The organism is Myroides pelagicus, assembly GCF_009711055.1.
GTDB classification, from domain to species: domain Bacteria; phylum Bacteroidota; class Bacteroidia; order Flavobacteriales; family Flavobacteriaceae; genus Flavobacterium; species Flavobacterium pelagicum.
On record NZ_WMJY01000011.1, the window covers coordinates 81,552 to 94,673 of the forward strand.

12 protein-coding genes are annotated in these 13,122 nt (G+C 34.3%); 8 read left to right on the forward strand and 4 right to left on the reverse strand.

The features are described 5' to 3' along the window. The first annotated feature begins 101 nt into the window (after window positions 1-101). Entirely contained in the window at window positions 102-581 is a 480-nt protein-coding gene (locus GJV77_RS06825) for a hypothetical protein (RefSeq protein WP_155035626.1), read from the forward strand. A gap of 129 nt (window positions 582-710) precedes the next feature. Here GJV77_RS06825 and GJV77_RS06830 read toward each other — a convergent pair whose 3' ends face one another. Then, window positions 711-1,493: a helix-turn-helix domain-containing protein gene (locus tag GJV77_RS06830; RefSeq protein ID WP_155035627.1), complete on the reverse strand. Its 783-nt coding sequence runs from the start codon at window positions 1,491-1,493 to the stop codon at window positions 711-713. Window positions 1,494-1,594: 101 nt separating this feature from the next. On the opposite strand from GJV77_RS06830, the gene GJV77_RS06835 reads away from it, so the two are divergent. After that, on the forward strand, window positions 1,595-2,791 hold the full coding sequence (locus GJV77_RS06835; protein ID WP_155035628.1) for a CynX/NimT family MFS transporter: 1,197 nt from the start codon (window positions 1,595-1,597) through the stop codon (window positions 2,789-2,791). 4 nt (window positions 2,792-2,795) lie between these two features. Here the strand turns inward: GJV77_RS06835 and GJV77_RS06840 are convergent, their stop codons facing one another. Then, window positions 2,796-3,023, reverse strand: a complete 228-nt coding sequence (locus GJV77_RS06840; protein WP_162521581.1) for a DUF2905 domain-containing protein — start codon at window positions 3,021-3,023, stop codon at window positions 2,796-2,798. Window positions 3,024-3,152: 129 nt separating this feature from the next. Between GJV77_RS06840 and GJV77_RS06845 the strand changes: the two genes are divergently transcribed. Then, window positions 3,153-3,857 carry a DsbA family oxidoreductase gene (locus tag GJV77_RS06845; RefSeq protein ID WP_155035629.1) on the forward strand — a complete coding sequence of 235 codons (705 nt, stop codon included), beginning with the start codon at window positions 3,153-3,155 and terminating at the stop codon, window positions 3,855-3,857. A 592-nt stretch (window positions 3,858-4,449) separates the two neighbouring features. On the opposite strand, the gene GJV77_RS06850 is transcribed toward GJV77_RS06845, so the two are convergent. Continuing rightward, window positions 4,450-4,899 carry a hypothetical protein gene (locus GJV77_RS06850; RefSeq protein ID WP_155035630.1) on the reverse strand — a complete coding sequence of 150 codons (450 nt, stop codon included), beginning with the start codon at window positions 4,897-4,899 and terminating at the stop codon, window positions 4,450-4,452. A 215-nt stretch (window positions 4,900-5,114) separates the two neighbouring features. Between GJV77_RS06850 and GJV77_RS06855 the strand changes: the two genes are divergently transcribed. Genes GJV77_RS06855 through GJV77_RS06870 form a run of 4 tightly spaced genes read left to right on the forward strand, consistent with a single transcriptional unit; the run spans window position 5,115 to window position 10,102 of the window. Further along, complete coding sequence (locus GJV77_RS06855) at window positions 5,115-6,332, forward strand: metallophosphoesterase family protein (RefSeq protein WP_155035631.1); 1,218 nt, start codon at window positions 5,115-5,117, stop codon at window positions 6,330-6,332. Window positions 6,333-6,338: 6 nt separating this feature from the next. Further along, window positions 6,339-9,383, forward strand: coding sequence for an SbcC/MukB-like Walker B domain-containing protein (locus GJV77_RS06860; RefSeq protein WP_155035632.1), 3,045 nt, complete (start codon window positions 6,339-6,341; stop codon window positions 9,381-9,383). Window positions 9,384-9,396: 13 nt separating this feature from the next. Further along, a complete protein-coding gene (locus GJV77_RS06865) occupies window positions 9,397-9,717 on the forward strand; it encodes a hypothetical protein (protein WP_155035633.1) in 321 nt (106 codons plus the stop codon). A gap of 10 nt (window positions 9,718-9,727) precedes the next feature. Beyond that, window positions 9,728-10,102, forward strand: coding sequence for a DUF2752 domain-containing protein (locus GJV77_RS06870; RefSeq protein WP_155035634.1), 375 nt, complete (start codon window positions 9,728-9,730; stop codon window positions 10,100-10,102). Between the two features lie 452 nt (window positions 10,103-10,554). Here the strand turns inward: GJV77_RS06870 and GJV77_RS06875 are convergent, their stop codons facing one another. After that, complete coding sequence (locus tag GJV77_RS06875; protein ID WP_155035635.1) at window positions 10,555-12,222, reverse strand: formate--tetrahydrofolate ligase; 1,668 nt, start codon at window positions 12,220-12,222, stop codon at window positions 10,555-10,557. A 621-nt stretch (window positions 12,223-12,843) separates the two neighbouring features. On the opposite strand from GJV77_RS06875, the gene GJV77_RS06880 reads away from it, so the two are divergent. Continuing rightward, a partial coding sequence (locus GJV77_RS06880) for a hypothetical protein (protein WP_155035636.1) occupies window positions 12,844-13,122 on the forward strand: 279 nt, incomplete at its 3' end.

Genomic DNA, 13,122 nt, shown 5'->3' on the forward strand with positions numbered 1-13,122 from the left:
TCAATCTTCGGATTGACTTTTTTTATATTTGATCGTTATGTTTATTATTTCATAGATTTTAAATAGATTAGTAGGGTTATAACTATAAAAACGTAAACTATATGAGAACAAGACTTTTATTAACTATGGCTTTATTATTTTTAGGGGGTATTTTACAGGCTAAAGTAGTCATCGCAACAGGATCTACTATAAATAAGATTGAATATACGGAGCACAAAGTGTTTAATAAAGATTCTAAATTTTATGTGTTGTTTGTCGATACAGAAGGAGAGACCAATGTAGATGGTTGGGACGCTAGAAATATGGCTCTTTCTGAATTTAGGAGATTTACTAGCTGTAAGATTGTAAATGAGAAATCAGAAGCGGATTTTATTGTAGAACTACAAGTATATAAGTACTCTAAAACTAAACGCCATGCTAAAATGACTTTCAAAGATGCCAAAACCAATCAGATTGTCTATGAGACTAAGTGGCAGAAGGGAAGTCCAAGTGTCTTTAATGGTAATTCGGGTACTAGACAAGCAATTGGTTACTCTCTTAAGAAGGATTTTTTATTGAAGTATACGGATTTTAATTTATAAGTATTGATATAGATTAATGTTTCGTCAATAGCATACTAAAAGTCGGTTTACTTCAAACCGACTTTTTTTATTAGTTTGTAAACACTAATAGTTTACTATTAGCTGTCAGGGATAAGTGTAGTACTCAATTTAAGGTGTAAGAGTGTGCTGTATAAACTGAGTAGGGCGTTGCCCCATTAGCTTGGTAAATACATTGCTGTAAGACTGAGCACTGTTATAACCGACAAGTAATGCAATTTCATTAATGGTGTGTTGTCCTTCGCTGAGTAATTCGATAGACTTTATGATACGTACCATTTGAATGTACTTAGCAACACTAATACCTGTCTCTTTTTTAAATTGACGTTCTAAGGTACGAATACTCATAAAACACAACTGTGCTAATTCGTCTATAGTAATTGTTGACGGATAGTGGTTGTGTATATAAGCTGTTGTCTCTAGGAGTACAGGAGTCTTAGGTACAGGGGTGATTAATGGTACAGCATTTTTTACAAAAGAAGGTAGTTCTAAGAGGATAGCCCTTAGAAAGGTTTGTTCACTCTCATTGTGTTTCATATTCATGGACCATTTCTCTGTATACATAATCATTTCTCTTAATACGGTAGGAATAGCAAATAAATAGAGATCATCATAAAAAGGAGGTAAGCCTTCGACATCAAAGTAAAGTGTTCGCAATGATACGTGTTCTGAGGCGTGTGTCGTCTTGTGTGGCCTATTTGAAGGTATATAAGCAACGTGATTTTGCGGCAATAGAAATTGACAAGAGTCGACATATAGGTATTGATAACCTGACTCTACATAGACTAACTGTGCTTTCTTATGATGGTGAAATTCATTGTTGTGTTTCCAATACTCTGCATGCCAAGCGAATCCTTTCTTTTCAACTTGATCTACTAACTGTGACTGATTCATACTTGTCGTTTTGGTTATGATTTATGGCGAATATAATCATTTAATACCACTTAGCTTTGTATCCGTAAACAGCAATAGATTAATTTTTTAAACAAACAATCATGGATAGATCAATAGAGGAAATTTCTCAATTAAAGAAGATACTGATGTTATTAGGTATTGTGTTCATCGCTTCAAATTTGAGAGCACCACTGACGTCAGTAGGGCCAGTAATATCAGAAATTAGCAATGCTTTATCACTGTCTAATACAATGGCTGGATTAGTGACTACTATACCGTTAATGGCTTTTGGTTTATTGTCAAGCATAGTACCTAAGGTATCGCGTAGATATGGAATGGCAGTGGTGTTATTAGCTTCTCTCATTTTATTAAGTATAGGTTTAGTGATCAGACCTTTTGGTAGCTTAATTACATTGTTTTTGGGAGCAGCTTTAGTTGGTGTCGCTATCACGGTAGGAAATGTATTAATGCCTGCTTATATCAAGAGTAATTATCGAAAGAACATAGGTACAATGATGGGGATATACTCTGTAGCAATGAATTTGACAGCTGCCTTAGCTGCTGGTTTTAGTATTAGTCTAGGCAAGTTTACTGAGATGGGATGGAAGGGCTCTATCGGTGTATGGGTAGTACTAAGTCTTGTTACGATATTGATTTGGTTACCGCAAGTAAAAAAGAAGAGGGAAGTACAGATGACAAGTACTTTGGGTCAGGACGAAGTAAAAGTGAATATGTATAAATCTAAGGTTGCTTGGGCAGTTACCGTATTTATGGGGGTACAGTCCTTATTGTTTTATTGTTTGGCTGCTTGGTTACCTAAAGTAGCCATTACTTGGGGAATACCCAGTGAAGAAGCTGGGTGGTTATTGTCTTATATGCAATTTGCCCAATTACCCATGACGTTCATCGGCGCTATTATTGCGAGTAAGTTACCCAATCAGCGATTGCTAGCCATAGGGACAGGAGTATTATTTGCAGTAGGTATAGTTGGTTTATTGTTATTTCAGACTACTGGTATTGTGTTGTGGTGCGTGTTGATTGGTGCTGCTAGTGGCTTAGCTTTTAGTTTATCAATGTTATTCTTTGTATTGCGCACGGGGAGTACAATTCAGGCTGCTGAATTATCTGGTATGGCGCAGTCCATTGGGTATTTGATTGCTGCTTGTGGACCTCCTGTATTTGGAGCTTTATTTGACCTGTCTGAATCGTGGTTTTTATCTTTAGTGTTTTTAGTGTTAATGTCAATGATATTGATTACATCTGGAACAATAGCAGGAAAAAATGAATGGGTGAAGTAATCTATTAGTTAAAGAAACGTCTGTATATCCATAACGATCCAATGCTCACGATGGATACAATAATCATGGAAGTGATCGGCATGAAAAAAGAAAATCCGGGACGTTGTATATGAACATCACTAGGTAACTTACCTGACCCATTAAGGCTGAAAGATGTAAATTGTATGAGTGGCTCAATAATTATAGTTAGACAACCAATGAAAATTAACGATTTCCCTTTAGTTGTAAAGATATAAAAATTAGAGGTACTTCCCTTTTAGATACTACTTAATTAATGTTAATACACTGAATAGTATACTGTAGAAGTTGTATATTTGGAAGTAGCCTATAAGGATGAAAGTCAAATTTAAAGTTAGAAGATATGAAAGTAGAGATATGGTCGGATGTGATGTGCCCATTTTGTTTTGTGGGTAAGAAAAATTTTGAAAATGCATTAGCTCAGTTGCCATTCAAGGATAAAATTGAAGTGGAGTGGAAAAGTTTTCAATTAGATCCAGATTTACCTGTTGAGGGATTAGATATGTCTACGAAGGAGTATCTAGCAAACCGTAAAGGTATGCCTGAACAACAAATTCAGGGGATGTTAGATCACTTACAGCAAGCAGGAAGTGCTGTAGGTATTGAGTTTAACCAAGATCGATCAATTCCTGTTAATACTATACGTGCTCACCGTTTATCTCATTATGCACAAGAAAGAGGAAAGGGAAATGAAATAGAGGAAGCTTTATTTTTTGCCCATTTTACTGCAGGGAAGAATGTAGGAGATATAGAGGTATTAGCATCTTTAGCAGAACAAATAGGGTTGAATGCGACAGAGGTAAAAGCTTTCTTAGCTACAGATGAGCAAGTGGATGAGGTAACGGCTGATATTACTGAGGCTAAAGCTTTAGGTATTTCAGGAGTGCCTTTCTTTGTATTGGACAGAAAATATGGCATATCAGGAGCTCAACCTACTGAAGCATTTGTAGAAGCACTTACACAGGCGTTTCACGAAAGTCAGCCACAATTTGAAATGAAAGGGAATACTGATGCGGATGCTTGTGGTCCTGAGGGATGTGAAATTTAATTGTAAAACAAAAGATAGTAAAAGACCCCATTGGTACATTGTACTAATGGGGTTTTTCTTTTGAGTGATCGGGACATGGTTGGGACATGGTTGGGACATGGTTGGGACATGGTTGGGACATGGTTGGGATATTTTGTGAGAAAAAGTCCCGACCATGTCCCGATTATATGGAGAGCATTTCTTTAAGATGTAGAATAGGTTGAGGTTTTGAGGGGGGCAATTAATTGGAATTAATTGAATTAAAGGTAAGTTTATAGACACTATAGGTTGAATAGTTTTCAATATGTGGGAGTGTTTTGTCAAGTATGTGGTAAGCAACAAGGAGTACTTTAAAATATAAAAAGCCATTCATTGTAGTGAATGGCTTTTTAAAGTAAGTGTTTATCGTATAATCTATTATTTATCTAGCACTTTTACAATTTTATGGTTTTGACAGAATTAAGCCATTTATTGCATTTATAGATTATACAAATAAGGTTAGATGTGTTGTATCTTTCCTTTAACAAAAATAACGAAAAAGTGAGTGAAAATTATATTTTATACTAAGAGATATAAACATAGTTATTAACAATTTGTTTTTTGAGAGCACTTTTTATTTACAATTTAAATAATAAATAGGTATTTCATCTACTTCACCTAATGAAATAGAGTCGAAAGTATTGACTTCGTTTAAGTTTTTATTACTTAATAAGTTGTGTATTTTAAAAAGTAATTCCCCAATTGTAAAATATTGAAGATTTGCTGCTGTAAGTGTTGCTTGGATTTCAACTAGATAACAGCCATTTTCATCATCAGGATCCTCTTCTGTAATATCTTCACCATCAAGCAAGTCTTCACAGGCTAATAAATCGTCAAGCGTTGTGATCCAAGCTTGGTATTGTACAATTATTTCTGGATAATTGATAATAGCTTGGTCATTAGTCAAGCTTAAATTTTTGTTCGTAGCAATAGACTGATAGCATTTTTCTAGTTCTGAATGAAAGGTAGAGGGGTCTACATAAAGCTTTTTAGAGAACACCCAAGGTAGATTTGAACAAACCATAGTTGTATTGATTAGGTTCTTAAATTTAGTAAAAATGAGTTTACGCTATATTATCAAATTGTTATATGTTGTTGGTTATTATATAGATAGTGTTTTTTTTAGCGATGTACTTTAAGGCTAGAATTAAATGAAAGAAGATATCCTTAATCAAACGCTAAATGCTATATAAGACCGTGGGATTGTTAGTATCTTTGCTTTTAGCAAAGAATTGAAGAATGGCAATAAAAATACTACATACAGCTGATTGGCACTTAGGTAAAAAACTAGATAGTTTTAGTCGTATAGAAGAACAACGTGCTGTATTAGATGAAATATGTAAGATAGCAGATCGCGAAAAAGTAGATATTGTTTTAGTTGCAGGAGATTTGTTTGATACCTTTAATCCTCCAGTAGAAGCGGTGGACTTGTTTTACAAGACACTGAAGCGATTGACAAAAGATGGGCAGCGACCAGTAATCGCAATAGCTGGAAATCACGATAGTCCTGAGCGTATAGATGCACCAGACCCTTTGGCTCGTGAATGTGGAATTGTATTCGTAGGATTACCTAATGCTGAAGTCCCTAAATTTGAGATTGAAGATCACTTCAAAGTGAGTAAGTCAGCTCCTGGATTTATTGAAATACGCTTAGCTCATTTTAAACAGCCTATTCGTATTTTTCATACGCCTTACGCTAATGAGGTAAGATTAAAAAAAGCATTAGATATAGACGATAAATCAACTGCTCTTAATGAAGCACTCAAGTTTAATTGGCAACAATTAGCAGATAAGTATTGTAAGACTAAAGGAGTTAATTTACTGGTGACTCATCTTTATATGAATAATCGTTCGGGGGAAGTGTTAGAAGAGCCTGATGGAGAGAAACCACTGAAGATAGGAAATGCGGATATTATTTATAGTGATAGTATCCCTGAGCAGATACAATATACTGCGCTGGGGCATTTGCATCGCGCGCATCAGATTGGTCCTGAGGATAGACCTGTTGTTTATTCAGGTAGTCCTTTGGGCTATAGTTTTAGTGAAGCAGGTCAGCAGAAGTATGTAATGATTGTAGAGGCAGAAGGAGGAAAACCAGTATCGTATAAAAAAGTTCCTTTACAACAAGGGCGTTTATTGTCGCGAATGCGATTTGACAACGTTGATGAAGCAATCTTTTGGCTATTGGCTAACCCTAATCAGTTAGTAGAATTAACTCTTGTGAGTGATACTTTTTTGAAAGCAGACGATTTGAAGAGAATTTACCAAGCACATGACGGAATTATTTCAATTATTCCTCAAGTCAAAGTAGTCAAGGGGAAAGAACAAGAGCAAGTACAGCAAATAAATCTAGAGCAAGATATGAAAGGGTTGTTTACAGACTATTTTAAACAACGCCATCATGGGCAAACACCTAGTGATGAGATTATGGATTTGTTTAATGAAATTTTAAATTAGTAAGCTATGATACCGATTAAGTTAACGATTGAAGGGATATATTCTTATCAAGAAAAACAAGTCATCGATTTTACTAGTTTAATAGAGGCAGGGTTATTTGGAATTTTTGGACGTGTAGGATCAGGGAAGTCTTCTATTTTGGAAGCTATATCTTTTGGATTATACGGTGAAAGTGAGCGCTTAAACGCTAGAGATAATCGTGCATACAATATGATGAACCTCAAGTCAAGTCGATCACTTATTGATTTTGAGTTTTATAATTTTAAAGATGAGAAGTATCGTATTTACAGAGAGTTTAAACGAAACTCTAAGCGCTTTGAAGATGTTAAGCGAGGAGAAGCGATATTGTATCAGTGGAAAGATGAAGAGTGGGTGCCTTTACCCGATTTAGATATAGAAGGAATAGTAGGTCTTAGTTATGAAAACTTTAAACGCACGATTATTATTCCACAGGGACAATTCAAAGAGTTCTTAGAATTAGGTGGTGCCGATAGAACAAGAATGATGCAGCAAATCTTTAGGCTGGATCGATTTGATTTAGCCAATAAAACTAAGAGCTTGTTGAGTTCAACAAGAGAACGTCTTAATCTTATCGAGGGAGAACTTAATAGCTTTAGCCAAGTTACTGCTGAAGAAATTGGCAGTAAAAAAGAATTACACCTTCAAGAGAGTAAAAAAGCTACAGAGCTGACTGTAGTATATAAACAAGAACAGGAGAGTTATCTAAAGCTTAAAGGGCTAAAAGAGGATTTTGATGTTTTAGCACAGAAGAAATCAGAATTTGTTCAGTTAGAAAAGAGGTTACCTGAAATTCTTGAACAGAAAAAGGAGTTAGTTCAATATGAGTTATTTGATAAAGTTTTTTCAGCTTTATTAGTAGAACAAAAGAATACAAATACTAAAGTAGTCACTAAGGAGACAAGATTAGAAGATGCTACAAAGGAAGTAATTGTATTAGAAGGTCAGTTTAATAAAGTAGCTCAAGAGCTCAAAGGTGTTGAGGAACAATATGCTGGTTTAGAAAATGTAAAAGCAGAGCTGTACGAACTGAATTTGATTAAAGAAATTCAGCAAGCAGATCGTGTTAAGCAGGTTTTACTCGAGCGCTTTCAGAAGGGAAAGTCTTATGTGATAGAGGCAGAAAAATCATTAGAAGTTAGTAGAGAAAAAGTAAAAGGACTTGAAGTAACACTAAATCAACTAAAGGAAAAGCGCATTGATACAACTATTTTGATGGCAATTGATGCTTGGTTTAATCAACATACTTTGATTAGTACAAGTATTGAAGGTGTACAGCAAACGATGCAAACGTTGAATGAAGATATTCAAGCAGTGGATAAAGATATTCAAAGGCTTAAATTAAGAGATGTAAACCAATGGGAACAAGAAATAGAGCAGTATCGAAATCAATTTGAACAAGAAGTTGGTCGAATCGAAGGAGAGTTGCGCAATCACAGAGTTGCTCAGCAACTTGCTCAATATGCTAGTGAGTTGCACCCAGGACAACCATGTCCTCTTTGTGGATCTGCTCATCACCCTCATATATTACAAGGGGGAGATGTATCAGTAGCTATTCAACAGAGCGAAAAGCACTTAGCTGAGGTTAAGGATAAACAACAGCGATTAGTAAAATATGAGCGTAAGGCAACAGGATTGTTTGATAGAAAAAAAATGTTATTGTCCCAATGGACAGATAGTCAACAAAAAGAGTTGGCCTATAAACAACAGTTGGAAATACATCAGGAGAATTTTGAATGGACTTTAATAGTACAGGCTAATGAAGAACAATTTCTGTTGTTAAAGCAACAAGTAGAAAAGGATAATCAACAAATAGAACTACTAGAAAAGCAGTATAACTCTTTCTTAAATGAAGTAGAGCATTACAGAGGTCAAGTTGATAAATTTTCAAAAGAGCTTAATTTAATTGAAGTTGAGGGAGTAGGTTTAGATGGTGAGATAAAGTCTAAGCGTGCTCAGGTAGTGAGGTTGCAAATAGAAGCTTATTTGCGTATGGAAACACCATTAATTGATCAGGAGGTAGTACGTCGCGAAGAAAGAGTCGCTTATATTGAACAACAATATAAGGACTTGACAAGTCAGTATCAAATGTTGTCGCCAAAGCTGGCAAGTGTGCAGACAGAGGTAAAAAATATACAGCAGGAGTTAGCTGAGTTAAAGGAAATAGTTCGTCAGTTAGAGGTGAAGTTAGGTGAATTGTTGTTAGCGAATGGATTAGAATCAATAGAGGAAGTTGTAACGGTATTAAATAGGCAGCTTAATGTATTAGATTCAAGAGAGCAGATACAGGCTTTTGAGGTGCAGTTTGAAGTCGTGAAAAACAGTGTTTATACACTGGAAGAGAAGTTAAAAGGTCTTTCGTTTGATCAAGAGCTATTTGCAAAACAACAAGATAAGATTGTGTTGTTAGAACAACAAGTTAAAGAGGCAACGGAAGTAGTTGCTAAATTAGCAGGAGACATAGAACGATTAGATAGGGATTTTGCTAAAAAGCAAGAACTACAAAAGCAGTTTGAAGCATTCGATAAGCGATTGAAGAATATCAGTGTATTGAAAAATATGTTTGATAGTGCAGGTTTTGTTAACTACGTATCTTCAATTTATTTAAGAAATCTATGTGATATGGCTAATCAGCGTTTTCATCGTTTGACTAATAATCAATTGAGTTTACAGTTGAATGAAAATAATGATTTTGAGATAATCGATTATTTGAATGAAGGAAAATCTAGAAGTGTGAAGACGTTATCTGGAGGACAAAGTTTTCAAGTGTCTTTATCATTAGCTTTAGCCTTAGCAGAAAGTGTCCAGAGTCTATCGAAGTCAAACAAGAACTTTTTCTTTATAGATGAAGGTTTCGGGACACAGGATACTGAATCAGTTAATATTGTATTTGAGACATTGAGTAATCTTCATAAAGAAAATCGTATAGTAGGTATTATATCACATGTAGATGAATTACAAGAACGCATGCCGATATCGTTGTCAATAGTAAAAGATGAAGAAAAGGGAAGTATAATAGAAACAAACAATTAGAATTATCGAAAGCATGAAAGATATAGAAGGAAGGGGTACTGTACTTAATAAATATAGTCTATTGGCAAAAATCAATATTGTATTGGGAATATTCTCCTTGTGGTTTATTGGTATAGTATTGGGAATATTTGCTTTAGTCAATGTAAACAAAGCAAAAAAACAGAATAAAGTTGAGGAAGCTAAGTTATTAAAACGCGTTGCTAAGCATAGTATTATTTTATTTGTAATTACAGTACTATTAGTCGCGTTGAATATGTTTGTTTTCTATTCATATATTGATGAGATTGGAGGTTGGAATGCTTTTGTACAAGAGATGAATCAACCACGTGATTAACTATAGTAAGATGAAGAAGGTATTGCCAAGGTTAGTGTTGTATAGTTTACCAGTAATGGTATTGTACTATTATTATGCTTTTTTTGGTCTGGAGGACAATACAGGAGTTGTATGTATTATTCATGAACAAATAGGTTGGCTGTGTCCAGGTTGTGGTGGGCAAAGAGCATTAAATGCTATGTTGCACGGAGAGTTCATCGAGGCTTTTCATTACAATCAGCTCATTTATATGTATATTTCACTAATTGCTTTTTTATACATAGCCTTTGTTGAGGTTTATATATTAAACAATAGACGATTTAAACGTTCGATTTATTTACCCCATTGGTTTGTTTATGCTCTAGTAGCGATTGTAATTGTTTTTGTAATTGCACGAAATTTATAACAGGGTGATTTTAGAAAGTCCAGAAGAATAGAAAAATAGAAAAAGTTCACTTACTAGTGAACTTTTTTGCAATTAATATTTTTTAATGGCATATGAAATATTCTCTAGATTTTGGTTAAAGTCCATATTTGGCTAAGAATTTGCCCAATTTGGTTGCTTTTACCAGCCATACCGAGTTTACGCTCTTTTAAGAATAACTCTTTAGAGTTTTGCTGATAAGTTTTTTATTGTGTGTTTAAATTAAAAAACGTGTGGTTAAATATGTGTTTGTTTGTTATGAGTTGTGTTAATATGTTATTATATTATTTTTTTATTTAAAACAGGGCTTTTATATTTTGTTAATTTAAATTTATTGCCTTTATTTGTAAGACTCTGTTAAAGCTTAATGCAATAAAAAAAGGTATTGATCAATGATGTCAATACCTTTTTTACTTTTATAGGTTATTCGTTTATTAACTTAAACCTTCAATAAGCCCATCTACTAAATCTATTTTTAGTGCTTGGGGTGCTTTAGGTAATCCAGGCATTCGCATAATATCTCCGGCTATGGCTACAATGAATTCTGCACCTCTATTGATAACGATATCATTAATAGTTATGCTGAAGTCTTTTGCAACGCCATAAGCGGTTGCGTCAGCTGAAAAGCTATATTGTGTTTTTGCAATACATACAGGAAATTGTGTTAGTTCTGTTCCTTCTAACTGGTTAAGTTTACGTTTAGCAATTGGACTAAACTCTATGTGTGAAGCTCCATAAATCTTTTTAGCGATAGCTTCTATTTTTTCAGTAATTGCTTGTTGATCTGTATAAGGAAATTGAAGAGGTCCAGAAGGATTGTTTTCAATGGTATCGACTACTACTTTAGCTAATTCTTTTGCTCCTTCTCCTCCTTCTACAAAGGCGTTATTAATAGCAAATCCAATTCCATTAGCACTACAATAGTCTTGTACGATTTGTAATTCTTCGGTATCATCAGTTGCATATTTATTGAACGCAATAACGATGTTTTGACCGTACGATCGAATATTATCTACGTGTTTGGCTAAGTTCTCAAGACCTTTAGTGATTCCTACTACATTTTTTTCTTTGATGTTTTCAATAGCGATACCACCGTGCATTTTTAGACCTTGTGCTGTTGCTACAATGACTGTTAACTTCGGCTGTAATCCTGACTTTCTACATTTGATGTCAAAGAATTTTTCAGCTCCTAGATCAGCTCCGAATCCTGCTTCAGTGATTACATAATCTCCATAGCTCATAGCCATTTTCGTAGCGATAACTGAATTACATCCGTGAGCAATGTTTGCAAAAGGCCCCCCATGTATAAATGCAGCTGTGTTTTCTGTCGTTTGTACTAGGTTTGGATTTAATGCATCTTTAAGGAGAACTGTAATTGCTCCAGCTATTCCTAAGTCTTTTACGGTAAACATGCTACCGTCGTATCGATATCCTAACAGAATATTTTCAATTCTTCTTCTTAAGTCATCTATATCTGTGGCTAAACAAAGTATAGCCATAATTTCTGATGCTGGTGTTATGTCAAAACCAGTCTCTTGTGGTACGCCATTAGCGTTTCCTCTCAATCCAGAAACTAAATATCTTAAGCTTCGATCATTTACATCAAGTACTCGTTTCCATAGAATTTCTTTGATTCCATTAGCTTCTTTTCTATTCTGGTAAATATAATTGTCGAATAGAGCACTTATTGTATTATGCGCTGAAGTTATTGCGTGAAAGTCCCCTGTAAAGTGAAGATTAATGTTTTCCATAGGTAATACTTGTGCGTATCCACCTCCAGCAGCTCCTCCTTTCATTCCAAAGCAAGGCCCTAGTGATGGCTCTCTCAAAGCTACTATAGCTTTTTTGCCAATCTTGTTTAATCCAAGGGCAAGCCCTATGGATACAGTTGTTTTTCCAATACCAGCTTTCGTTGGAGTAATTGAAGTTACTAGTATAAGGTTTGATTGGTCAATAGCTTGTTTGTTTTCTTCTGAGATTGGAACTTTTGCCATGTATTTCCCATATGGAATTAAGGCGTCTTCAGTGACTCCAATTTTCTCAGCTATTTTGTAGATGTTTTCCAATTTGCACGAGCGTGCAATTTCAATATCTGTTTTCATATTGTATAAGGTATGTGTTGTATTTCGAAAGTAAAGATACTTTATTGTCTTTACATAGCCTATCACTTAAGGTCTATTATTCTATAGTATCGATTAGTGAAAACAATATTAAGTATGTATTATTTGTCTATGATTGTATCGATTTTATACAATTTATAGGGGGGTGATTTTTAAAGTAATTTGAATTAGGAGATTATTGAATTTTGTACTCGTTTTTGGTGTTGTATTCTTGTACTTTCACCGTTCTGTATATAGATACCTATGGTGATTAGGCGAATCAGTTATTTGAAAGTGTGATAAATAGTTAATAAGCACTCAATATATTTTTATGGATTTAATGAGTTTATTGATAAGAAATTTACTTATAACCTTAAATCCGCAGCAGATAATTAAGGTCTGATATGCAACCCACTGATAAATATATAATTAAGTTTACTTTTTATCTATTAAAGATTCACCCATTTGGGTGAAAGCTATGGATTATAGTTTAAAAAAGCTGTAGATATATTTGTTTATTAAAAATATAAAGCGCTGATGTAAAATAAATTACACAGCGCTTTTAGTTTTCAAAAAACTCATGTAATTTAGTAATTCTGACAAACAAAATTAATGAGATTTGATATGAGCAAGATAGTAAAAAGTTCTAAAATAATAAGTCCTTTTGGGGGAATAAGTTTGGTTTTTCAAGAATTCAACAACTTAAACTTACCTCAATTAATTGATAATCATTTAGGTAGTCGTGGTTTAAAAGGTGTTTCTAATAGTTGTTTATTTCAGAATTGGTTGGGTATATTCTTTTGTGGCGGGAAAGTAGCTGAGGATATTCAGTACCACTTAGCTGATACACTTAGTCAAGAGCCTACTTTTAAAAAAGTTAGTTCAACTACCTTACTCAGAGGT